At 65.6% G+C, this 22141-nt stretch carries 20 protein-coding genes; 11 read left to right on the forward strand and 9 right to left on the reverse strand.

Annotation, left to right across the window (positions count from 1 at the left end; translation table 11 throughout):
* The first annotated feature begins 13 nt into the window (after positions 1-13).
* Complete coding sequence (locus tag ACZI8R_RS10485; protein WP_463379534.1) at positions 14-373, forward strand: VOC family protein; 360 nt, start codon at positions 14-16, stop codon at positions 371-373.
* Here ACZI8R_RS10485 and ACZI8R_RS10490 read toward each other — a convergent pair.
* From ACZI8R_RS10490 to ACZI8R_RS10505, 4 genes are all read right to left on the reverse strand, one after another.
* Positions 345-1310: a phytoene/squalene synthase family protein gene (locus ACZI8R_RS10490; RefSeq protein ID WP_463379535.1), complete on the reverse strand. Its 966-nt coding sequence runs from the start codon at positions 1308-1310 to the stop codon at positions 345-347. The genes ACZI8R_RS10485 and ACZI8R_RS10490 overlap by 29 nt on opposite strands.
* Entirely contained in the window at positions 1307-2944 is a 1638-nt protein-coding gene (locus tag ACZI8R_RS10495) for an alpha-(1->6)-mannopyranosyltransferase A (RefSeq protein ID WP_463379536.1), read from the reverse strand. Before ACZI8R_RS10495 ends, ACZI8R_RS10490 begins: the two co-directional genes overlap by 4 nt.
* A 121-nt stretch (positions 2945-3065) precedes the next feature.
* A complete protein-coding gene (gene crtI / locus ACZI8R_RS10500) occupies positions 3066-4616 on the reverse strand; it encodes a phytoene desaturase family protein (RefSeq protein WP_463379537.1) in 1551 nt (516 codons plus the stop codon).
* Positions 4617-4622: 6 nt separating this feature from the next.
* A complete protein-coding gene (locus tag ACZI8R_RS10505; RefSeq protein ID WP_463379538.1) occupies positions 4623-5720 on the reverse strand; it encodes a polyprenyl synthetase family protein in 1098 nt (365 codons plus the stop codon).
* A 166-nt stretch (positions 5721-5886) separates the two neighbouring features.
* Between ACZI8R_RS10505 and ACZI8R_RS10510 the strand changes: the two genes are divergently transcribed.
* Complete coding sequence (locus ACZI8R_RS10510) at positions 5887-6834, forward strand: methylenetetrahydrofolate reductase (protein WP_463379684.1); 948 nt, start codon at positions 5887-5889, stop codon at positions 6832-6834.
* Here the strand turns inward: ACZI8R_RS10510 and ACZI8R_RS10515 are convergent.
* The 5 genes from ACZI8R_RS10515 to ACZI8R_RS10535 all read right to left on the reverse strand — a co-directional run bounded on the left by ACZI8R_RS10515 (position 6827) and on the right by ACZI8R_RS10535 (position 11835).
* On the reverse strand, positions 6827-7984 hold the full coding sequence (locus tag ACZI8R_RS10515; protein ID WP_463379539.1) for a glycosyltransferase family 2 protein: 1158 nt from the start codon (positions 7982-7984) through the stop codon (positions 6827-6829). The two genes, ACZI8R_RS10510 and ACZI8R_RS10515, sit on opposite strands and share 8 nt — an antisense overlap.
* Positions 7981-8706: an LppM family (lipo)protein gene (locus ACZI8R_RS10520; protein ID WP_463379540.1), complete on the reverse strand. Its 726-nt coding sequence runs from the start codon at positions 8704-8706 to the stop codon at positions 7981-7983. The genes ACZI8R_RS10515 and ACZI8R_RS10520 overlap by 4 nt, the downstream gene beginning before the upstream one ends.
* 98 nt (positions 8707-8804) lie before the next feature.
* Positions 8805-9605 carry a carotenoid biosynthesis protein gene (locus ACZI8R_RS10525; protein ID WP_463379541.1) on the reverse strand — a complete coding sequence of 267 codons (801 nt, stop codon included), beginning with the start codon at positions 9603-9605 and terminating at the stop codon, positions 8805-8807.
* Positions 9602-11200: a phytoene desaturase family protein gene (locus tag ACZI8R_RS10530; protein WP_463379542.1), complete on the reverse strand. Its 1599-nt coding sequence runs from the start codon at positions 11198-11200 to the stop codon at positions 9602-9604. Before ACZI8R_RS10530 ends, ACZI8R_RS10525 begins: the two co-directional genes overlap by 4 nt.
* The gene (locus ACZI8R_RS10535; protein WP_463379543.1) at positions 11197-11835 is read right to left on the reverse strand and encodes a GNAT family N-acetyltransferase; all 639 of its coding nucleotides are present in this window, start codon (positions 11833-11835) and stop codon (positions 11197-11199) included. The genes ACZI8R_RS10530 and ACZI8R_RS10535 overlap by 4 nt, the downstream gene beginning before the upstream one ends.
* 159 nt (positions 11836-11994) lie before the next feature.
* Here ACZI8R_RS10535 and ACZI8R_RS10540 point away from each other — a divergent pair, with 159 nt between their 5' ends.
* The 9 genes from ACZI8R_RS10540 (at position 11995) to mraY (ending at position 22137) form a co-directional block, all read left to right on the forward strand.
* Positions 11995-12438 (forward strand): SAV_6107 family HEPN domain-containing protein, encoded by a 444-nt coding sequence (locus ACZI8R_RS10540; RefSeq protein WP_463379544.1) that lies wholly within the window; start codon positions 11995-11997, stop codon positions 12436-12438.
* Positions 12439-12661: 223 nt separating this feature from the next.
* Complete coding sequence (locus ACZI8R_RS10545) at positions 12662-13096, forward strand: DUF3040 domain-containing protein (protein ID WP_463379545.1); 435 nt, start codon at positions 12662-12664, stop codon at positions 13094-13096.
* 485 nt (positions 13097-13581) lie between these two features.
* On the forward strand, positions 13582-14013 hold the full coding sequence (gene mraZ, locus ACZI8R_RS10550) for a division/cell wall cluster transcriptional repressor MraZ (RefSeq protein ID WP_463379546.1): 432 nt from the start codon (positions 13582-13584) through the stop codon (positions 14011-14013).
* Between the two features lie 176 nt (positions 14014-14189).
* Entirely contained in the window at positions 14190-15206 is a 1017-nt protein-coding gene (rsmH, locus tag ACZI8R_RS10555) for a 16S rRNA (cytosine(1402)-N(4))-methyltransferase RsmH (protein ID WP_463379547.1), read from the forward strand.
* Positions 15203-15871, forward strand: a complete 669-nt coding sequence (gene ftsL, locus ACZI8R_RS10560; protein ID WP_463379548.1) for a cell division protein FtsL — start codon at positions 15203-15205, stop codon at positions 15869-15871. Before rsmH ends, ftsL begins: the two co-directional genes overlap by 4 nt.
* Positions 15868-17721: a peptidoglycan D,D-transpeptidase FtsI family protein gene (locus ACZI8R_RS10565; protein ID WP_463379549.1), complete on the forward strand. Its 1854-nt coding sequence runs from the start codon at positions 15868-15870 to the stop codon at positions 17719-17721. Before ftsL ends, ACZI8R_RS10565 begins: the two co-directional genes overlap by 4 nt.
* A 170-nt stretch (positions 17722-17891) precedes the next feature.
* Positions 17892-19535 (forward strand): UDP-N-acetylmuramoyl-L-alanyl-D-glutamate--2,6-diaminopimelate ligase, encoded by a 1644-nt coding sequence (locus tag ACZI8R_RS10570; RefSeq protein ID WP_463379550.1) that lies wholly within the window; start codon positions 17892-17894, stop codon positions 19533-19535.
* Positions 19532-21061: a UDP-N-acetylmuramoyl-tripeptide--D-alanyl-D-alanine ligase gene (locus tag ACZI8R_RS10575; protein WP_463379551.1), complete on the forward strand. Its 1530-nt coding sequence runs from the start codon at positions 19532-19534 to the stop codon at positions 21059-21061. The genes ACZI8R_RS10570 and ACZI8R_RS10575 overlap by 4 nt, the downstream gene beginning before the upstream one ends.
* Complete coding sequence (gene mraY, locus ACZI8R_RS10580) at positions 21058-22137, forward strand: phospho-N-acetylmuramoyl-pentapeptide-transferase (RefSeq protein WP_463379552.1); 1080 nt, start codon at positions 21058-21060, stop codon at positions 22135-22137. The genes ACZI8R_RS10575 and mraY overlap by 4 nt, the downstream gene beginning before the upstream one ends.
* The last annotated feature ends 4 nt before the right edge of the window (positions 22138-22141 follow it).

The following is a 22141-nucleotide window of genomic DNA, read 5'->3' on the forward strand; positions in this document are numbered from 1 at the left end:
AGTGGAGCCTGCGATGAAGCCGACCGGAGTTGTGACGAACATCAACGTCGCCGACATAGGCGAGGCGAAGAGTTTCTACGCGGACTTCCTGGGCCTCACCGACGAGGCTTTCAACCTCGGCTGGGTGGCCAACCTGCAGTCTCCCGACGGCCGCGCGAGCGTGCAGTTGGTGAGTGGGGACGCGACGTCATCGGTGGACTCGTCGATCTCTGTCCACGTCGGCGACCAGATCGACGAGGCGTATGCCGACGCTCAGCGGCGCGGGTACGACATCGTCCACCCCTTGACCACCGAACCGTGGGGTGTGACGAGGTTCTTCGTTCGGGCTCCGGACGGAACCGTCGTCAATGTCGTGAGCCATTCCGACGAGTAGTGAAATACGGCCGACGAGTAGTGAGAGACGGTCGGGCTGCCACCCGAGCGACTTGAGGGAGTGTGACCGCCAGACGCCCGCCGACCGGTACGGCCGCGCGACGGTCGAGCACCCGAAAGTCGTTGCGCTCGATCTCGTCGAGGATCCGTGAATAGAGCGTGAATGCCGTTCGGATCCCGGGCTGGACCCGGTCGTCCAGCATGGCGATTCCAGGTTCCGCGGTGCGATAGGTGGCGCGCGTCGTGGCGATGAGATGAGCAAGCGCGCGCCGCACCGGTGGCGGTGTCGTGCTGGACTCCCGTGAGGCGATCAGCATGTCCCTGTCGACACCGAAGGCGGCGATCTCGTCGAGCGGGAGGTAGAGCCGGCCGCGCCGTAGGTCCTCACCGACGTCACGCATGAAGTTGGTGAGCTGGAAGGCCTCGCCGAGCGCTGCGGCGTGGGGGGCGGCTTCGTCCCTTGGCGCTTTCGTCCCGAGAACGGGTAGCAGCTGAAGCCCGATCACGACGGCCGAGCCGTACATGTACTCGCGTAGTTCCTGCATCGAATCGTATTCGGTGCGGTGCGAAGGAGAGCCGGGGATGTCCATGCGCATGGATTCGAGAAACGCGCGGAAGTACTCGACGGATATGTCGAACCGGTCCACGGCGTCGTAGAACGCGGGAAGAACCGGGCCCAATGCAGCAATACTCGCCGGCGGGGTCGACCGATCCAGCAAGCGGTTCTCGATTTCGTCGAGTAACCGGACGTCGGGACTGCTGTTCTCGTCCACCAGGTCGTCGACCACTCGTGCGAAACCGTAGAGGGCGTGAACCGCGGTGCGGCGGGCGCGGGGAAGCAGCCTGGTCGCGAGGAAATACGTCCTGCCGTGCTTCGCGGTGACCTGTGCGCAGTGCCTGTACGAATCGTCGAGCTGCGAGGGCCGGGTGGAGGTCACTTCGTGCCGGACACCGCAGCCGTCGCGGCGGTTTCGGATGCAGCGACGCGATCTGGTCGTGGTGCTCGAAGCCGAAGTGGATCGACGGTGCGAAGTGACATGGCGGCCACGACGGCCGCGAAGGTTGCCAGCATCACGTGGGGCAACGTGTAGAGGCCGATGGAACCGTCCGGCTGGAAGACGAGCATGAGCCAGGTGGAGAGCCCGACCAGGATCATCAGCGTGCGGTGTGACATGGCGAAACCTGCGGCCACTGCGAGCGGCCACGAGTAGTACCACGGAAGCGCCGCGGGCGAGAGCACGACGATCGCGACCAAGACGATCAGAATGCCCATGACAGCGTCGCGTTCGGTCTTCCGGAACCGCCACCATGCGGCGAGAACGATCCCGACGAGCACGACCGAGCAGATCACACGAGTGATCTCGAGAACTCCGCCGAGCCGTAGATCGGCGAACCAGGATGTTCCGACCGTGACGAAGTGCGCCATGATCGTGGGCAGCGACAGCCAGTTGATGATCTTCGCGGACCCGGAGAGTGCCGTCATCCAGCCGAGGCCGACGCCGGCGATCGCAGAGGCCCCGGCGAAGATCGCCACGAACATGGCGAAGCCGGTACCGGCCGTCTTTGTGAACAGTGCGAGGGGCTTCGGCGCTGGTCGTCCTTCGGCTTCGGCGCGTTCCTTCTCGTGCACCATCCAGATCCAGACCATGAACGGCAGTGCCGCACCTGCTGTCGCCTTGATGGCGACCGCCACGGCCACGAGCGCAATGCCACCCAGGTGTTTGCGTTCGAGCACGAGAACGATGCCCGCAGTCATCAGACCCACCATGAGCAGCTCGTTGTGAACGCCACCGATGAGATGGATCAGCACCAACGGATTCAGAACCGCCAACCACACCGCAATGGTGGGATTGCCGCCGAAGTGTCGTGCGAGTCGCGGAACGGCCCACACCATCAGCGCCAGGCCGGGCAGCATGGTGAGCCGCAGCAGCATGGTGCCGGCTATGACGTTGTCACCGGTGAGTGCGGTGATGCCGCGGCCGAGCAGTAGGAAGAGGGGACCGTAGGGCGCTGTGGTGGTCGTCCATACGTTGCTGACGTTGTCGAGCAGGATGCCAGGGCTGACGACCGGGCCGACGGCGTACGGATCGAATCCGTCTCGGAGGAGAGCGCCCTGGGCGAGGTAGGAATACGCGTCGCGGCTGAACATGGGCACTGCGAGGAGCAGAGGTGCGATCCAGGCGATCACGATGTTTCGCAGGTGGGACAGGCTCACTTGCTGGGCGAGTGTGCTCCGGCCGAGCCGGACCCAGGCGGTGATCATCGAGACGACCCCGAGCCAGACGATCGCGGTGGACAGAATCTGCCCGTGTCCGAAGCGGAGCCACGACAGGTACATCGACTCGAGCAGTGGGTCCTGGCGGCGAACGCTGCCGGCGCCGAATCCGCCGAAGGTGATGAACACGGCTCCGACGAAGCCGAGAAGTGACGCGTGCCCCTCCGGACTCCGGAGGAAGTCGCCGGTGGTCCGTAACCATGACCGGGTCGGCGCCACTGCGGGCGGTGCTTCGTCGGTGTCCGACGTGATGATGCTGTCGTCGGGCGTCACGGCTCCACGGGTAGAGGACGTCATATTCGGCGGATTCCTCCCCCCGAGGTCTTCGGCTGTAGTCGGCGCACACCGTAGGGCGCCCCGGATTCTGCGTGGTCGAGAGACCAGTTTAGAGGGTGATCGGACGGACTCCGACCGCGGCTCACCGACGTATGCCGGTAATTCGCTCGGCAGCGAGCCTTCCCGAGATCAGAACAGTGGGAACGCCGACACCCGGAACAGTCCCGGAACCAGCGAGAACAGCGTTTTCCAGACCCTTGACCAAGTTGCTGCGACGAAATGGTCCGGTCTGTCGGAAAATATGTGCCGCTGCGAACGGACTGCCGGCCGACATGCCCTGTGCGGCCCAGGTCTCGGGTGTGTCGACGTGATCGACTGCGAAGTGTTCGGAGATACCTGTGTAGCCGCGTTGCTCGAGCGTGTCCAGGAGTTCGGCGGTGTACGGCTCGGTGATCGATTCCCAGTGCAACGGCGCGCTGTGGAGGTTGGGACAGGGAGCGAGTACGGAAAGCGGCTCCCGAGGCTTGTCCGACCGGTGGGTGCGCAGATTCGGGTCGGTCACCGCGGGGCGGGTGAGGAGGAGCGAAGGGTCGGCCATCAGTCGGCCGCGGCCGCGGCGTGCTGTGATCTGCGCGAAAGTGGCATTCCACGCGTTGCCGAAGTCGATGGTGTGGTGTCGACGGGCGGGCCATCCGTCCGCGACCGTCGAATCGACAGTTCCGTGCAGCACGACTGCCGACGGGGAGATTCGCGCCTGTCTCGGGAGCGATCGTGTCACCGGCCCCAGTAGTCGGTCCACGACGGCGATGTCCGGCGTCAGAACGACGCTGTCGCACTCGATTCGTCGGCCGTCGTCCAGTACGACGGCCCGCACTCGGTTGTCGGACACTTCGAGCGCTCCGACAGACGTGTCGGTGCGAAGGTCACCACCCGCTGTCTCGAAGGCGTCGGCCATCGCCCCGGGGATCGAACGCATCCCTCCTTCGGGGAAGTACACGCCGAGGGACGTGTCCATGTGAGCGATCGCACCGTAAACGGCCAGAGCGCGCGCAGGCGGAACACCCGCATACAGGGCCTGGAAGGTGAATATCCGCCGCAGCCGAGGATCGGTGAGGAAGTGGTCGACCCGCGCGCCGAGCCGGCCGAATCCGCCGAGACGGAGGAGTCGGGCCAGATCCTTGGCCGCAGCCGGTGACGACACGAGATCGAGTGGCGAATCGAAGTTCGAATCCATGAACCGGTCGAACTCGGCGTCGAAGATGTCGGCGAGCCAGTTGCGTAGCCGCATGTACCTGCGCGCTTCGGCCGGCCCGCACAGTTCGGCGACCGCAGCCGACATGCGCTCGGGATCGGAATGCACGTCCATCGCGGTGCCGTCCGCGAACCGCGCGTGGTAGGCGGGCTCGAGGCGACGAATACTCAACTTCGGGCGGGTGGTGCCACGATCTGCACCCACTGCTGCCAGCGCGTCGTCGACGAGTTCGGGCATGGTCAGAACCGTCGCGCCGTTGTCGATCGCGTAATCGGAGAACTCGTAGGTGCCGACACGGCCGCCCGGCGCGGAGTCGCGCTCGAGCAAGGTCACGCGCTTTCCCGCACCGAGCAGGTGGAGTGCGGAGGACAAGCCCGCCAGACCCGCACCGACCACCACGACGTGATCGGTCCGCCCCGGGATCGTCCGGATGTCGCCCACCGCGACCTACGACGCGCGGCGAGTGGCGGCTCTCGCCATCTCGGTGAGCGTCTCTTTGGCCGCTGTCGTCGTGGCACTGGATTCGAGCACGCCGAGTGCTCGATCCGTGAGGGTGGCAATCCGCTGTTCGACGTCGTCGATCGCGCCGACCCGGGTGATGACGTCCCGGAGTGTGTCGACCTCGGTGTCGGTCAGATCGCTTCCGATTCCGTCGCGAAGCAGTTGCGCGGCCGCCGGGTCGTTGGCGTCGGCCCGCTGCAGCGCGGTGGCGAAGAGCACGGTTCGTTTTCCTGCGCGAAGGTCGTCTCCGGATGGTTTACCGGTCACTGCCGGATCACCGAAGACACCGAGAACGTCGTCACGGAGTTGGAACGCGATGCCGATGTCGCACCCGAATGCTCGGTAGTCGGCAATGAGCGCAGTGTCGGCTCCGGCGAGTGCGGCGCCCAGATGGAGCGGTCTTTCTATCGTGTACGCGGCGGTCTTGTATCGGTTCACGCGCAGCGCAGCTTCGACGGATTCGTCGCCACCGGCCTCACCCGAGATATCGAGGAACTGGCCGCCGAGCACTTCGGTTCGCATGGCCGCCCACACCGGGGAGACCCGAGCAGCGGCCTCGGTGCCGATGCCGGACTCCCTGATCATGTCGTCGGCCCACGCGAGGGCGAGATCGCCCAGGAGAATCGCGACGGCTTCACCGAAGTGCGCAGCGTCGCCGTTCCACTGCTTGCGTCGATGGGCTTCGGCGAATTCGACGTGGACGGTTGGGTAGCCGCGTCTCGTGGTCGAAGCGTCGATGATGTCGTCGTGCACCAGGGCACAGGCCTGGACGAGTTCGAGGGCGGAGCACGCCCGCAACACGGGGTCGGCGCCCTCGCCGGTCGGGTCGCCACCGGCACCGATCCAACCGGTCCACGCGAACGACGGTCGGACGCGCTTGCCGCCGCGCAGGACGAAACTTTCGAGGGCGTCGACGGCCTCGCGGTAGCCAGCACCGAGTTCGTCCACCACGTCGGCTCTGGAGGCGAAGAAATCACGCAGGGCGGTCTCGACCTGTGCCGCCAGTGCGGTCGGTCGCGGTCCAGCAGACAGGATGGCCTCCAAGCTAGCGGTCCATGAGAATCAACGACCACCATAGTGAACGCATAAGTTGGCTGCACGCTGGGGATATGGCCGCGACCGCGGACGCAGTGTCCGGTTCACCCCCGATCGAACATATGCTTGACGGGTGACATTCGATTCCGTCAGGGGGCGGGCCAGCGAAGGTTGGGTGACTCGTACCCCGTCCATCGTCGACCGGATCGACGCGGCACCTGCCGGCCGCGTTCCGTTCTCGGTCGAGTTCTCTCCGCCTCGCGACGAAATGGCCGAGGCAAGACTGTGGCGTGCCGTTCGCGTGTTCGAACGGCTGGGACCGGCCTTCGTGTCGATGACTTACGGGGCCGGGGGATCCACCCGTGACCGCACCGTGCGAGTGACGGGCGAGCTGGCAGAGGAGACGACGCTTCTTCCCGTCGCACACCTCACAGCGGTGTCCCACAGCGTCGACGAACTTCGTTCCATGGTCGGCGCGTATGCGGACCGTGGGATCAGCAACATTCTCGTGCTCCGTGGTGACCCCCCGGGGGACCCGCTCGGTGAATGGCAGCAGCATCCAGAAGGCGTCGAGTACGCCGAGGAACTGGTGCGGCTCGTTCGGGACCTCGGTGATTTCCACGTCGGTGTCGCCTCGTTTCCGGAAGGGCACTACCGGGCTCCGGACCTGGCTCACGACACCCGCTACCTGGTGTCGAAGTTGCGGGCCGGCGCGGAGTATTCGATCACGCAGATGTTCTTCGACGTGGACGACTACCTGCGTCTTCGTGACCGCGTGAGCGCTTACGACGCCGAGCAGGGACGTAAGCCGATCATTCCGGAGATCATGCCGATCACGTCGTTGCGGTCGGTACGCAGAATGCTGGAACTGTCGGGGTCTTCGCTGCCCGCGCATCTCGAGCGGAAGTTCGATCTCGCGGCCGGTGACGGTCCCGAGGAGAACCGTGCCGCCGTACGAGAGATCGGCATCGACCTCGCGACGGAGATGAGCGAGCGACTCATCGCCGAAGGTGCGCCCGGATTGCACTTCATCACCCTCAACTACGCACGCGCCACCAGTGAGGTTCTCACTCGGCTCGGCGACAAGGTCGGTACCGCAGTGGACTCTGCCTCGGTCAGCTGAGTTTTCTACCCTTCCAACGTGTTCGGCCCCGCGAGTGGTCTCGATGCGACACCGCGACGAGGTAGGTCGCGGCCACGACGGATACAGGATGGGCGAGTGCGTCCACGATGTCCGACTCGTCGGGCGCTGCGCCTTTCTCCGCGTATCGCGTGATCATCCGTGAGCCGACGGCGCAGGCGTAGGCGCCGACCGCCCACCGTCTGACCGCTCCTCGTCCGAAGATCGCGGCGATCGGCGGCAGCACGTACGCAGACCAGAGAGTCGCCGACAACGCTGCTGCACCGGCGCGGCCACCGAAAGCGGACCACAGCCACCTGCTGTACCCGTCGCGCAACGATGTCCCGCCCTCGTACATTCGGCACGTCGCATACTCGCCCGCGGTCGCGACCGCGGTGCGATGTCCGGACCTGCGTAGTACGCGGGCGATGTCGAGGTCGTCCGTGACGCTGGAGGCGACGGCGCGATGGCCACCTACTGCGAGATAGGTCGCCCAGTCGAACACGAGAAATTGTCCGCACGCGACGACGGTGGACGTTCGTCGGTCTCGGTTGGCGAAGGCGATCGGAAGGGTCGATGCCCACGACCAGGCCAGCAGTGGCTGGATGAATCGCTCCGGCCACGACTGTGCGATCTGGAACGGCCAGGGTGAGAGCATGTCGCACCCGAGTCGGCGCGCTTCGAGGCACGCGGTGGCGATTGCGTTGGGGTGCAGGCGCACATCGGCGTCGAGAAAGACGATCACGCCCGTGTCGGGTGTGGGTGGTGCGGCGGCGACCGCGGCGACGCATGCCGCTGGTTTGCCGACCCAGCCGTCGGGGGGTTCGGCGGACCCTCGAATCACCAAGAGTCGGTCGTCTTCACCGCACGCGCGCTCGGCCGCATCGGCCGTGTCGTCCGAGGACTTGTCGTCGTAGACGATCACTCGAAGGGCGGACAGGCCCGTTTGTGCCCGCAAGTCGCCGAGAAGCGCAGGCAGCCTGCGGCTCTCGTTGCGAGCGGGAACGACGACCGTCACCGGCTCGCCGAACTGGCCCGGCGTGACCGTGGGACGCGGAAGTCGGGGGAGGGTGAAGGCGTTCGCCACCGCGGTGGCGAGTCCGAGTCCGGCGAGTCCGGCGGCTGCCGCTACCGGAAGTCGGCCGATTGTCACACGTCGGATCCGGAGGATGACGCCTTGCGGCCACCGCCCACAGCGGGATCCCTGTTTCGGCCGATCCAGGCGAGCGCGCCGACGATGACAGCGACCCCGATCGTCACGCCCCCGACGATTCCGGCCCAGCCGGCGAAACTGCGGGTGTTCGGATCCGCATAGCGAACCTCGGCGCGAATCGTGCTCTTCTCACCGGCCGGAAGCTTCCAGGACACGATCGAATCACCCTCGCGGGTGCCGTTGGTGGTGGCGACTCTGGCAGGGAAGGCGATCGTGAACTGGACGTCGGAGCCCGTGGCCGGCACAGCTTCCAGGTCGGCCTTGCCTTCGAGGGTCACGAAGTCACCGGAGCGGCGCAGCGCGATCTGCAGGGCTCCACCGGCTTGTTCGCTCATCGACCCGAGCTGCGTCACGTCGCCGAACGTGAGGTCGCTGAAGAATGCCTGGGTCCCGACGTAGCCGTCCCTCTTGTATTCCTGGACCCGAATCTTGTCGGCAAGCGAGTCCGGCGGCACGAGTTGAGGACCCTTGTCCTGTTCGTCGACGGGCACTGTGGCCGCAACGATCTGCCCGGACACCCGGTCGTTTGCCGACACACCCATGGAGACCTGGACTCGCAAGCAGGCGGTCAGCGCTGGGACGAGAAGGAGCGCGAGGACGACGATGGACAGGGCCCGACGCCCGGAACGTCGGGTCGTGGCCGTAATCGAGGGCAGTTGCACAGGGCTATCGTGCCAGTACAGGGGTGTCGGTGTCGGAGGATGGGGGGTGTGTTGCCCATCCGCGCGGCGGCGTCGGCCCCATCGGGGCGCATCTTGGCTCAGGACGGACGGGTTCGTTCGGACAAATACTTTCGGACGAGTGGAACTCCGAGCACCCCCATCGCCGCGAAACCGTAGACGGCGGAGAACCGCAATTCCGGCGCACTCAGGAAGACCGCGTGGGCGAGGGCGGACCCGAGCCACGTCCATACGAACAGCACGAGGGGAACCGCGTCGCTGCTTACGTGCTCGGTCCGGGTACGTCGAATCCGTGGATCGAACGCCTGCACGACCGCGACCATCAGAGCCGCGGCCACGATCCAGCCGACGTAGTTGGTGAGCGGAATGTGATCGATTCCGGGAAGCCCGGAATCGGTGACGCACCAGTTCCATTGACCGTCGGCCACCATCTGCGGGTCGAGGTACAGATCCCAGCCCACGACGCCGACGACGGTCAGAATCGCGCGCGCCCAGCGGGTTCGCGCGATTCGTTCGGCGACGCACCAGACCGGATAGAAGCCGGCGACCCAGGCGAGCGGCACTACGAGCGGTACGCCGGCGATGTCGGGGCCGAGTCGATCGAGGGCGTACGAATAGCAGCCGTAGGGGATGCCTGTCGCAGTGCCGATCACCTCCGACGCGAAGCCGATGCCTGCCGTAGCCGACAGCATGGCCAGCATCCAGGTCGTGCCACGTGTCGATGCGGCGTGCACGAGACATGCGGCGGCCGACAACAGAACCACGATCGCGGTCACCACGTCCCGCACGTCGCCCTGAGTCAGGGGATAGACGATCTGTGCTGCGATCGCAGAACCGGCCAGCACTGCCGAGAATCTGACCCCGGCACGTGACGGTGTCATGGTCGCGATCGCTTGCCGAGCTTCAGGACTCGTCGCGCCCGATCGGTGCGGAAGTCGCCCAGCGCGATTCGGGCGGCCGTGCGTCCACTCGCGCCCGAGACGCCGCCTCCGGGGTGCGTCGATGCGCCGGTGAGGTAGAGGCCGTCGGCGCCGGGCACACGATGGCCGGACAGTTCGGGCAGCGGCCGCCACATCATCATCTGGTCGAGCGACATCTCGACGTGCATGACGTTCCCGCCGATCAGGCCCATTTCGTCTTCGAGATCCGGAGGCGACTGAACGTGTCGCGCCCGAATCGAGTCGGTGAATCCGGGAGCGAGCGCCTCCATTTCACCAACGATGCGGTCCGCTTCACTCTCGGCAAGGTCGTTCCAGTTGCGATCGCCCGAGAGTCGATACGGATGCCACTGTGACCAGAGAGTGACCTGGTGCTCACCCGGCGGACTGATGGTCGGGTCGAGTCCGCTGAAACTCATCCCCAGGACTGCGGGACGGGGTGGTAGCTCGCCCGCGAGGGCCGCACCGTGTGCCTGCCGTAGCTGCGAGCGATCCGAGACGAGAAGCTGCAATCCGTTCGTCACCGCAGAATCGGTCGACGGGTATTGGGGGAGTGATCGGGTCGCGAGCCGCACCACCATTCCGATGCCCGGCCCGACCCGGATGCGTCGGCGCCATTTCGTGAGGACACCTGAATCGAAACCGCCCTGTTCCAGCAGGTCGAGTGTGGTGAGAACGTGACATCCCGCGATCACCGAGCGCGAGCGGATCTCACGGCCCGTGGCGGTTCGGGTGAGCCAGTGCTCGCCCGAGCGGCGAATCGAGACCACGGCGTCGCCCGTGGACAAGCTCCCGCCGTCGGATTCGAGTCGCCGGGCGAGTGCGGCGGTGAGCGCACCGCTGCCGCCCACCGCGCGGCCGGGCGGAGTCGTGTGCATGAGGGCGGCGAACCCGATCATCGGGGCGGTGCCGGGTTCGGACATCGGTGGCCCGGATTGAGCTCCGAACCAGGCGAGGGCCGCCCTCAGCGGTTCGTCGTCGAAGTACTCGTCGAGGAGTGCGTCGCCGGAGCCCAGGAACTGGCGGGACAGATCGCTGCCGCCACCTTCGGCCTCGAGACCCCAGAACGACGACGCCAGAGACGGTCCGGTCGGGGGGCCGGAGAAGGCGCGCATCACACGTGCGCTGCGCGGACCCCAGACCTGCACGAATCGTCGGTAGGCGTCGGCTTCTCTCGCGCCACAAGCTGCTTCGATCGAACGGCAGGTTGCGTCGAGGCTGCGCTCGAAGACGATGCCAGGGCGGTCCGAGCCTGTCGGCGGCGGTGCGAATGCCCATGGGTCGCAGTCGATGTAACGGAGGCCGTGAGCTGCGAGGTCGAGTTCCTCGATGATCCCGGTGTGTCGGATCATGATGTGCGCGGACGAACCGCGATCGACCTGATGGCCGGGAAAGCGCTCGACGGTCGATACGGCGCCACCGACGACGGTGTCGCGTTCGAGGACCTCGACCGATCTGCCGGCCCGAGCCGTGTAACAGGCTGCGACCAGTGCATTGTGGCCGGATCCCACTACGACGACGTCGACAGGCGCGCTCACGACGTCGCCTCGGCTTCCGTGAACGGAAGCCCGCGTCCGAGTACGGCGAAGGGGCGGCGGTCGCCCGCGAAGTGGTGGTGGCGAAGGACATCCTGAAACCCGAGTCGGCGGTAGAGGCGCCACGCGCGGTTGTCCTCCTCGGCGATCTCGGGGGTGGAGAGGAGGACACCTCGCTCCGGTCTCTCGGCGAGGAGGCGACGCAGTAGACGCTCGCCCGTGCGATGTCCCTGGGCGGACGGAGCGACGTGCAGTTCGGTCAGTTCGAAATAGTCGCCGAGTGTGGCGTCGATGGTGGTGTCGTCCCAGCCGGATCGTTGCATCCCCGATTTCACCTGTTGGTACCACCACTGTTCCGGGGAGCCGCGGTATCCGTAGGCGACGGCGACGAGCGGGGCACCGGTACCGGCGTCCGCAGAGGTGCGTCCGGGCTCGGCGGCAAGCGCGCCGACTGCCTGCCAGCCCGGGCGCCGCAGATGCTCGGTCCACATCGGCGCGCGGTGGTACTCGGTACCGAGGGGATAGTTCATCGCGGCCACGTAGATCGACAGCGCTTCGTGCATACGTGTCCGGAAGTCGTCCTCGTCCAGTTCGACGACGAGAGGCGTGCGGGCTTCGTTCGTGTCGACCTGTCTCACCTCATCTCTTGACGGTCTGTCGGTGGGTGCAGTTACATTGAATAGGTCGAACACACGTTCGATATCGGTGATCCGGTGATGCTCGAGGGAAGCGAGCATCACCGGATCCCGAGCAGTCGTCCCGATACATCCTCGAAACAAGGATGCGCCGGGGTCGAGATGGAGGTGTTGGAAGTGACGGCATACCCGCACGCGCATCCGGTCTCTCGTCGGGCATCGACATTGTTGAATAGGGCGGACGCACTTTTTTCAGAGGCCGTTGGTGCAGAAGTATCGGCAGATCGGTTTCATTGCGCGTATCTGGCTGCATTGAGAGGGGCCGGCGCGGTGTTGGCCGCGGCCGAAGGGGCGGATCGTGGGTCGGCTCGGCGGACTCGTTCGCGTAACGCGTGGGTGCTCCTGGTGCAGGCCACTCCGGAGTTCGGAGGTTGGGCCGACTATTTCGCCGGCTGGTCACCGACCCGCATTGCGATCGAGGCCGGTGTATCCGCCGCCGTGACCGAGTCGGACGCGAATGCTTTTCATGCCGCAGTCGGCGAATTCCTCCACGAGGTGGAGGACTTCATCGGGCTCGCTGGGCGACTCGATCTGCGCGCGTCCTGAGACGCTTGTGTCGCGTGGTGCAGCTGTGTCCCCTGGGGTTTTGTCGTCGTGTGAGCGGCGTTGAATACCTCTGTCGGAATCACCTGAATCGAACTGGTTCTCGGAGTAGGTGGTACGTGGCACGATGTACTCGTATTATTGAAAGCAGGTAGCCGGGAAAGTCGGTTACCCACCTTCTCGCACCGCGGGAAGGCTGCCACCATCCAGTGCCGGGGGAGGTACCGTGCCACTCTCCGAGCACGAGCAGCGCATGCTCGATCAGATCGAGAGCGCTCTCTATGCCGAGGACCCCAAATTTGCCTCCACAGTGCGAGGCGGCCGCATGCGTGCGGCATCAAGTCGACGTCGACTCCAGGCGATCGCGTTGTTCGTCCTGGGGCTCGTTCTGCTGGTTGCGGGAGTTGCACTTCCGTTCAAGCCGGGTGGATTCCCGGTGATCAGCCTGATCGGTTTCATCGTCATGTTCGGTGCCGGCGTTCTCATGTTGTGGGGCGGCGGGAAGAAGGCCGAGCAGGCACACGACGAAGACTCGGATCGCAGCGCAACTTCCAAGGGAGCGGGGCATCCAACGAAGCCGCGTGCTCCGAAGAAGAGCGCGGGAGGTGGATTCTCCTCCCGAATGGAAGACCGGTTCCGTAGGCGGTTCGAACAAGAGTAGATACTTTTCTCGACACGAAGGCGGCGTCACACCACCGGGTGTGACGCCGCCTTCGTGTGTTGCCGGCTGCCCTGCTCGAATGGGCGTCGCCATCGCGGAACCGACACGCCAGCGAATCTGACCGGATGGGCGACTCCGCCCAGTTTCACCCCCGGTCCCCACTTTCACCCACACCGGTGTGCGGTCCCTGTCTCTGGCGCCGAGTATTCGGACTGTATGGGACATTCACCTGCTGTTATCGCAGATGGGGAAACGTTGGAGGGGGCGATTTGGGCGTTTCTCGATGGGAGGATCGTCACCCTCGAAAGTTTCCCCCACCGCCCTTAATGTCGTGTGACCAGTAAGTACTTGGCAAACAGCCAGAAAACTCGAACGGATCTGCCTTGAGTGTGGGGGAAAGTGGGGTATTGTGGTGAGCAGCGGAGAGCAGAGGTGATCCGTTCGAGTGCAAGACGTTCGGCTGTGAACACAGTGGGAGGTGTCGAGTGTTTCTCGGTACCTACACGCCGAAGCTCGATGACAAAGGGCGACTGACATTGCCTGCAAAGTTCCGGGAAACGCTGGCGGGAGGGTTGATGATCACCAAAGGTCAAGATCACAGCCTCGCCGTGTATCCCCGGGAGGAGTTCACAGCGCTCGCACGACGTGCGGCGGCGGCTTCGCGAAACGATCCCGAGGCTCGGGCGTTCGTTCGAAACTTGGCCGCTGGAACCGACGAACAGTACGCAGATGCCCAGGGGCGAATCACCCTCTCGGCAGATCATCGGCGATACGCAGGCCTTTCCAAGGAATGCGTGGTCATCGGCTCGGTCGACTTCCTCGAGATCTGGGATGCGCAGGCATGGCAGACCTACGTGGATGTGAACGAGGAGAACTACTCGCAAGCGACGGGCGTATCCCTCGGAGGGATCGTTTGACCGCACTCTCGCGGTGAGTGCCGCGAGGCCTCTGTCCGACGGGACCCTGACGCACTTCCCCAGCGCCAGGTTCCCACTTCGGACAGGGACCCCGAAGCATTCACTCGACCCCACGACCACAGAGTCGGCGGGCCAGGTAACAGAAGTAGCAGCGAGGAAGCAGGCCGGAGGACAGCATGGTGGAAGACGAGGCGACCAACTCCTCGCCGACCGGTGCCTTCGGCCACGTTCCGGTTCTCCTGCACCGAGCCGACGAACTGTTGTCTCCAGCACTGACCGGTATCGACGCCGACGGAACCGACGCAGTCATGATCGATGCGACGCTCGGCCTCGGCGGTCATTCCGAACACTTTCTTCGGACCTACTCGAACATGCGCATGGTGGCGCTCGATCGCGATCCGAACGCGCTTCGCATCGCCGCCGACAGGCTCGCCGAGTACGCCGACCGCATCACGTTCGTCCACACTCGATACGACGGAATCGTCGACGCCCTCGAGCAGGCCGGTCTCGCCCCGCACGAGTCAGTGCACGCGATTCTCTTCGACCTGGGTGTGTCGTCGATGCAACTCGACGAGGCGGATCGAGGCTTCGCGTACTCGATCGACGCACCGCTCGACATGCGAATGGATCCGACAGTCGGTATCACGGCTGCCGAAGTTCTCAACACGTACTCCCACGGTGATCTTGCTCGCATCCTCAGTACGTACGGGGAGGAGCGCTTCGCAGGAAAGATCGCGTCTGAGGTGTTGCGGCAGCGGGAGAAGGAGCCGTTCACCACGAGCGCTGCACTCGTGGAATTGCTGTACCGCGCGATTCCTGCTGCAACGAGGCGCACGGGTGGTCATCCGGCCAAGCGCACATTCCAGGCTCTGCGGATCGAAGTGAACAGTGAGCTGGAATCACTGCGAGCTGCCGTGCCCGCCGCGCTCGACGCGCTCACAGTCGGTGGCCGGGCCGTCTTCATGTCGTACCAGTCCCTCGAGGACCGCGTGGTCAAGCAGGAGATCACACCGCGCGCGAAGTCGAAGAGTCCGGAAGGGCTCCCTGTCGAACTCCCCGGTATGGGACCCGAGTTTCGAATCGTCACCCGGGGTGCAGAACGTGCCTCGGAACAGGAAATAGAAGAGAACCCACGATCAGCCCCGGTACGTCTGCGTGCCGCGGAAAGAATTGCCAGGAGGGCGGCGGCATGACTGTTCAGGTGAGTTCCCCACGTTCGACGCGTGGCGGTCGCCGTTCGAGCGCGGCGCAGCGGGCGTACGAACGACGTACCCAGCGTGCAGGGGTCCGTAGCGATTCCGGAGTCTCTGCGCAGGCAGGGAAGGTTCGTGCCGGCACGATGGCGGCCCGGATCCCGTTCGTCGCGACCATCATCGGGATGTTGGCGCTCGGCCTCGCGCTGACCCTGCTCCTGACGACGCGAGCGGCAGAGGATTCCTACGGGCTCAGCGAGGCGCGCGAGCACAACCAGAGCCTCGTCGAGCAGAAGGCGGCACTCGAACGCGACGTCGAGACCGCCAATTCCGCGCCCAAGCTTGCCGAGGAAGCGGCCAAGCTGGGCATGGTGCCTGCCATCGATCCGGCCCGTCTGGTGGTCCACGCCGACGGTGCGGTCGAGGTGGTCGGCACCCCGGCCCCCGCTTCCGGTGCTCCGGTCCCGCCGCTCAATGCTCCGGCACCGTCCAATCAGACGCGGAACACGATCACCACACGTACCGAAGGGTCCTCCAGGCAGGCCCCTGCTGCGCCCGGCCGGTCCGCCACGCCGACTCCTCGCAATGACACGGGGATCCAGGCGGAGGGTGAACAATTGGTTCCCGTGATTCCTTCTACGTCTTCATCGGGTGGTCGCGGGTGACCCGAAGCGCTCCACGAGGTAGGCCACGGCGCCCCAACGCCGGAGGAACGAATTCGTTTCGATTCCGCCGGCGGATGGGGCGTCTTGCAATGTTCGGCGCCCTCGGCCTGGCCGCTGCGCAGCTACTCTGGGTGCAGGGCGTCGATGCGCCACGTCTGTCGGCGGAAGCGGCGAACCAGCGCACCACGACCAAGGTCGATCCTGCGGTGCGTGGCTCCATCGACGACCGCAACGGCAATCCCATCGCCTTCACCATGGAAGCGAAGGCGCTGACGTTTCAGCCCGCGCGCGTCGAGAAGGAACTGGAAGAGGCTCGTAAGAAGAGTCCGGATGCGCCCGAGGTCGAAGAGCGACTCGACGCCATCGCCAAGGAGATCCACGACAAACTCGGGGACGCCGCGCCGGAGAAGGACGTCCTCGAGAAGCTGCACAGCGACGAGACCTTCGTGTACTTGGCGCGAAGCGTGGACCCGGCGGTTGCCGCCGAGATCAGCGAGAAGTACAGCGAGGTCGGTCTCGAACGGCAGGACATTCGCGAGTACCCCGGCGGGTCGTTGGCTGCGAACCTCGTGGGCGCCACCGGCTGGGACGGTCACGGTCTACTCGGACTCGAGGATTCGATGGACTCGACCCTTGCGGGTACCGACGGGTCGGAGACGTACGACCGGGGTTCGGACAACGCTGTCATTCCTGGAAGCTGGCGCGACAAGCAGCCGGCGGTCGATGGTTCGAGCGTTCAGCTCACGATCGACTCCGACCTGCAGTACTACGTGCAGCAGCAGGTTCAGATGGCCAAGGACAAGTCGGGGGCCAAGAACGCGTCGGCGGTGGTGCTCGACGCGAAGACGGGCAAGGTCCTGTCGATGTCGAACGATGGGACGTTCAACCCGGCGATCGGGGTCGGCAACAATTCCCGTACGGCCGAGATGGGCAACCTTCCCGTGAGTACTCCGTTCGAGCCCGGATCGGTGAACAAGATCATCACGGCCGCGGCGGCGATCGAGTACGGCCTGACGAAACCCGACGAGGTGCTGCAGGTTCCGGGAGGCATCGAGATGTCGGGTGTGACGGTGCGAGACGCGTGGGAACACGGCGTCGTTCCGTACACGGCGACGGGCATCTTCGGTAAGTCGTCGAACGTGGGCACCCTGATGCTTGCGCAGCGAGTCGGCGAGGACCGATTCGCGGACATGCTGAAGAAGTTCGGGCTCGGCCAGCGCACCGATGTCGGCCTGCCCGGCGAGAGCGGCGGCAGCGTGCCACCGCGCGATCAATGGTCGGGCGGTACTTTCGCCAACCTGCCCATCGGTCAAGGCCTGTCCATGACGTTGCTGCAGATGACCGGGATGTACCAGGCGATGGCCAACGACGGTGTGCGGATACCCCCACGGATCGTCGAGGCCACGACGGACGCGGACGGAAACCGCACCGAAACAGAGCAACCTGAAGGCGTAGAGGTCGTGAAGCCGGAGACGGCACGCACCGTGCGCGACATGTTCCGGGCAGTGACACAGCGTGACCCCACGGGTGTTCAGCAAGGATCGGGCGCGGGTGCGTCCGTCGACGGATACCAGATCACGGGTAAGACCGGCACGGCGCAACAGGTCGATCCGGCCTGCGGCTGCTACTCGAACTCGGACTACTGGATCACTTTCGCCGGGATCGCGCCTGCCGACGATCCCCGGTACGTGATCGGGATCATGCTCGATGCGCCGCAGCGAGGTACGGACGGTTCGGGTGGAGCCTCGGCGGCGCCCTTGTTCCACAACATCGCGTCGTGGATGCTCCAGCGTGACAGCGTTCCGATGTCACCCGATCCGGGCCGTGAACTCGTGTTGCAGGCCGACTGACGGCCTCGGGTGCGCAGGTACCGCTTGCCGAGTCCAGCTTCGAAGGAAGGCGCGGTAATCTGACACGTCGACGTAGCGTCGGGCGCCCACCGAGTGGATCGACCTGCAGTTGTTCGACGACCGACCGATGAACGACGTCCGAGCTGTTCGGATGTCCCGAGAGGAGCCAGGTGCCCGAGCCGTCCCGTTCTCAGACATCGCCGAGTTCGGTTGCCGCCGTCACGAGTCTCCGTCCCACTCAGCCCGTGGTCACGGCGCTCGGCGACCTCGCCTCTCTTACCGGCGCGCGGATCGAGTGGATCGGCGCAGAGCCCGAAACCGACGGTGGAGCCGTCACGGTCACCGGAATCGACCTGCGGGCTCAGGCGGTCTTTGCCGGTGACCTCTTCGCGGCCTTGCCCGGAGCGCGGATGCACGGTGCGCGTTTCGTGGCGGACGCGGTTGCGCTGGGTGCGCGCGCAGTGCTCACGGACGATGCCGGTCTCGACCTCGCCAAGGAGACCGGCGCGGACACCGGCGTACCTTTTCTGGTTCACGAGAACCCCCGTGCGCTCCTGGGCATGGTGTCCGCCACGATCTACGGACACCCGACCGAGAAGATGACCGTGATCGGAATTACCGGGACCTCGGGTAAGACGACTACGTCGTACCTCGTCGAGGCGGCGATCACGGCGGGCGGGCGTACGCCTGGGCTCGTGGGCACCATCGAGACTCGCATCAAGGGAAACCGGGTGCCGAGTGCGCTGACCACACCGGAGGCGCCGCAGCTGCACGCACTCTTCGCAGTGATGCTCGAGCAGGGAATCGACACCGCGGTGATGGAGGTGTCCAGCCATGCCTTGGCGCTCGGTCGGGTGGACGGAGTCCGGTTCGCCATCGGTGCCTTCACCAATCTCTCGCAGGATCACCTGGACTTCCACCGCGACTTCGAGGACTACTTCGCGGCCAAGGCTCGGCTGTTCGAAGGCGGGTCTCCGGTTCGGGCGCGCAAGGCTGTCGTGTGCGTCGACGACGAATGGGGGCGACGCATGGCCGGCATCGCTCGGGACGCGGGCGCGGAAGTCACCACCGTCGCGACCGTTCCGGTGGGCCCGCAGCCGGCGCAGCCGGCGGACTGGCGAGCGAAGGGCGGCAGCCTCGACACCACCGGGATGCAGAGCTTCGATCTCGTGGACCCGGCGGGTCGCTCGAGCGTCGTACGGTTGCGGCTGCCCGGCGACTACAACGTCGCCAACGCCAGCCTTGCCGTCGCAATCGCGGAGGCGGCCGGCGTTCCGGAAGACGAATCGATAGGCGCATTGGCTGCCGTCGACGTGCCTGGCCGAGTGCAGCGGGTCGACCGTGGTCAGGATTTTCTCGCGGTGGTCGACTACGCGCACAAGCCCGCGGCTCTCGGTGCGGTCATCGGAACCTTGCGTGGGCAGTCGTCCGGCCGCCTGGCCGTCGTTGTCGGCGCCGGGGGAGATCGCGACAAGGCCAAGCGTGAGCTGATGGGTGCCGTTGCCGCACGTGGCAGCGAACTGCTGATCGTCACCGACGACAACCCCCGTACCGAGGATCCGGTCGACATCCGCGCGGCCGTACGTGGGGGAGCAGAAGAGGTACCGGCCACGGAACGCGGTGAGGTTCGCGAGGTGGCGGACCGAGCGTCGGCCATTGCGACGGCCATCGAATGGGCGCGCACCGGCGACGTCGTACTCGTTGCAGGCAAGGGCCACGAGACGGGACAGGAAGTGGACGGGGTGAAGCATCCGTTCGACGATCGCGCGGTAGTTGCCGACGCGATCGACCGGAGAATCGGAGGCGGGAAATGATCCCGATGACCCTCGCACGCATCGCCGAGGTCGTCGGCGGTCGTCTCGTGAACGTGGACGATTCGTCGCGGCTCGTGACGGGCAGCGTCGAGTTCGATTCACGGAAAGTCGGTCCTGGTGGCCTGTTCCTGGCGCTCCCGGGGGCCCGTGTGGACGGTCACGACCACGCCGCCGCCGCAGTGGCGGCCGGTGCGACGGCAGTGCTCGCTGCTCGAGACGTCGGCGTGCCCGCGATCGTGGTGCCGACCTTGCCTCCAGCAGATCCCAGCCGGGCGATGGCCCTCGAACACGACACCGACGGGTCCGGCGCTGCGGTCCTCGCAGCTCTCGCGGCTCTGGCCAACGCGGTGGTGACCGAATTGACCTCTTCCGGACTGACCGTGGTCGGCGTGACCGGATCGGCGGGCAAGACCTCGACGAAGGACCTGATGGCATCGGTGTTGAGGCCGCTGGGTTCGGTGGTTGCCCCGCCCGGGTCCTTCAACAACGAACTCGGACATCCCTGGACCGCGCTGCGTGCCGATGCAGACACCAAGTTCCTCGTACTCGAGTTGTCGGCGCGGGGGACCGGTCACATCGCCGCGCTGGCACGCACGGCCCCACCGACACTGGGCGTCGTCCTCAATGTGGGCACCGCGCACCTGGGTGAGTTCGGTTCGCGCGAGGCGATTGCGGCGGCAAAGGGCGAGCTCCCCGAATCATTGCCTTCGGCGGACCTCGGCGGAGTCGCGATCCTCAATGCGGACGACTCGCTCGTGACGGACATGGCGAATCGCACCCCGGCAAGGGTGGTCCTCGTAGGGCGTTCCGCCACTGCGCAGATCAGGGCGACAGATGTGCATCTCGACGAGCAGGCACGCGCGAGTTTCACACTCGCGACGCCGGCCGGGAGTGCGCAGGTCGAGCTGTCGGTGCACGGCGAACACCAGATTGGTAACGCACTGTCGGCGGCGGCGGTTGCGCTCGAATGCGGTGCGACGGTAGAGCAGGTTGCCACCGCTCTGTCCGGCGCGTCGGCCGCCTCGGAACGGCGGATGGACGTGCGTGACCGTGCAGACGGGGTGACCGTCGTGAACGACTCGTACAACGCGAACCCGGACTCGATGCGCGCCGCACTCAAGGCACTCGTCTCGATGGCGCGTTCGAGCCGGGAGGGCAAGCGTCGAAGCTGGGCGGTTCTCGGTGAAATGGCCGAGTTGGGCCCGGAATCAGTGGTCGAGCACGATGCCATCGGACGATTGGCAGTCCGGCTCGATGTGAGCCGGCTGATCGTGGTGGGCACCGACCGGCCGGCGCGGGCGCTCCATCAGGGCGCGATCATGGAAGGCTCCTGGGGTGACGAGTCGATGATCGTGCCGGACATCCCGGCAGCCATCGCGGCGCTCGAAGCCGAATTGGCGCCCGGAGATCTGGTGTTGGTGAAGGCATCACAGTCGATAGGACTGTGGGAAGTTGCAGAAGCGGTGTTGGCCGATGACGGTCGGCGCGCGAAACAGACGGAAACCGGTTCGGAGGCAACACGGTGAGACAGATCCTCTTTGCGGCAGGCATTGCGCTCGCCGTGTCGATTCTGCTGACGCCGGTGTTGATCAAGGCGTTCTCTCGGCAGGGGTTCGGCCAGGAGATCCGTGTCGAGGGCCCCAAGACTCACCAGTCGAAGCGCGGCACACCCACGATGGGCGGCGTCGCGATTCTTGCAGGTCTGTGGGCCGGCTACTGGGGCTCGCACCTTATCGGGGTGGGGTACAACGCAGACGGACCCTCGGCTTCAGGTCTGTTGGTCCTGGGATTGGCGACCTCGCTCGGCATCGTCGGATTCCTCGACGACTTCATCAAGATCCGCAAACAGCGCAATCTCGGACTGAATGCGACCGGAAAGTATGTCGGACAGGTCGTCAGTGCGATCATTTTCGGCATACTGGCGCTGCAGTTCAGGGGCGGAAACGACCTGACACCGGGTAGCGCCAACTTGTCCTACGTGCGCGACATCACGACGGTCACGCTGGGCGCCATCGTATTCGTTCTGTTGACGTGCCTTCTCGTGATCGCATGGTCCAACGCTGTCAACCTCACCGATGGCCTCGACGGACTCGCGGCCGGCTCGATGAGCTTGGTGCTGGGCGCTTACGTGATCATCACCTTCTGGCAGTACCGCAATTCGTGCGAAACGGCTCCGGGCAAGGGCTGCTACGACGTCCGGGATCCGTTGGACCTGGCGCTGATCTGTGGTGCGGGCGCCGGCGCGTGCATCGGCTTCCTGTGGTGGAACGCCGCACCGGCGAAGATCTTCATGGGAGACACCGGGTCGTTGGCCCTTGGTGGCATGCTCGCGGGGCTGTCCATCACGACCCGCACCGAACTGTTGATGGTGGTGATCGGCGCGCTGTTCGTTGCCGAGGCGGCTTCCGTGGTCATCCAGGTGGCAGTGTTCCGTTCGAGTCGGCGGCGAGTGTTCCGAATGGCGCCTTTCCATCATCACTTCGAGCTTGCCGGGTGGGCGGAAACCACGGTGATCATCAGATTCTGGCTGCTCGCGGCGATTGCGTCCGCGATAGGCCTTGCGCTGTTCTACAGCGAGTACCTGGCCGCGATCGGAGGCTGAGCGC

This window comes from Rhodococcus huquni, from assembly GCF_055231055.1.